General features: G+C 35.4%; 1 protein-coding gene. It reads right to left on the bottom strand.

The annotated features are described in order from the left end of the window. Positions 1-33 precede the first annotated feature (33 nt). A protein-coding gene (locus ACFX4R_RS29395; protein ID WP_377571743.1) for an IS3 family transposase occupies positions 34-1,382 on the bottom strand; the annotation gives its coding sequence in 2 pieces (ribosomal slippage) (positions 34-935 and positions 935-1,382; 1,350 coding nt in all). Between the last annotated feature and the right edge of the window lie 54 nt (positions 1,383-1,436).

Genomic DNA, 1,436 nt, shown 5'->3' with positions numbered 1-1,436 from the left:
TGAACTGAACCCAAAAAGTTAGACAATTTATATTTAAGCAACGTAGTTGGCATGAGTACGGTATTCGACTGGACTCATGCCTTTCAATTTTTCCTTAATTCGAGTGTTATTGTAGTAATGTATATATTCTTTTAGCTCTCTCTCAAAATGGTCCATATCTTTAAATTGTTGAAGGTATAAAAGCTCTGACTTCAATAAGCCAAAGAAATTCTCTATGACGGCATTATCTAGACAGTTGCCCTTACGGGACATACTTTGAATAATATTATTTTGTTGGAGTGCTTTTTTGTACTTCGACATTCTATAGTGCCAACCCTGGTCTGAATGGAGAATGACTTTTTCTCCCTGTTTTAAGTATTTTAATGCTTGATCAAGCATCTTACCTACCAAAGGATAGATAGGCTTTGATTCGATGTGATAAGAGATAATTTCACCGTTAAAAAGATCCAGTATAGGGGATAAATAAAGCTTTTTGCCAAACAGGTGAAACTCTGTCACATCTGTTACCCATTTTTGATTAGGCTGAGTAGCTTGAAAATCACGCTGCAGGACATTAGGAGCTGTTTCTCCAACATTTCCTTTATAAGAACGATATTTTTTAACTCGAACTAAACATTTTAATCCTAGTTCTTTCATTAAACGACGTACAGTTTTATGATTTAGTACATAGCCTTGGCGTCTAAGTTCTAGCGTAATACGACGATATCCATAACGTCCCTTATGATGATGAAATATATCTTGGATAAGGTTTTTCATATCTCCATATTTATCAATACGATTGGAAGAAGCATTTACCCAATAATAATAGGTACTGCGCGCAAGGTTAGATACAAGTAGTAGTAATTTTAAGTCAAATTGTTTCCTTAGTTCGTGTACTACTTCTGCTTTTTCTCGTGTTGAGATGTTTTCTGAACTAAGGACTTCAACTTTTTTAAATAAGCATTCTCTGCACGTAAATATTCTAGCTCAGCTTGTAGAGCATCAATTGATTGAGTAGTAGGTTTTTCTTGTTTATTCTTTATCTTCTTCATGGATGGACGCCTCTTTCCCTTAGGTTTTAGGGCATCAATACCACCATTCTCATAAAGAGTTTGCCACCTTTTAAGCGTTCTTCTAGATTTAATATTGAAGATGGCAGCTGTTTCTCTTATTGACGTACCCTGTTCTTTCATATAGGTGAGTACATCTAGTTTATCTTTTACTGAGTACCTTGCATAGGAATTTTTAAACGCTTCGTTCCCATGATATTGAAAGCGTTGAACCCAACTGCGTACATCTCCTTCATCTGCCCCTATAGAATCTCCGATTCTTTTAAAAGACCCTTCATTAGATAAGTATTTTTTCACAGCCATTAGTTTCTCTTCTTCTGAAAATCTCTTCATAAAAACTGCGCCTCCAATTGGTTAGATTATGTCTAACAATTGGGGCGCAGTTCA

The organism is Priestia sp. YIM B13490 (genome assembly GCF_042787735.1).
Taxonomy (GTDB): Bacteria; Bacillota; Bacilli; order Bacillales; family Bacillaceae_H; genus Priestia; species Priestia megaterium.
Note: the sequence above shows the minus strand (reverse complement) of the source record. Positions and strands in the feature narration are given on the sequence as shown.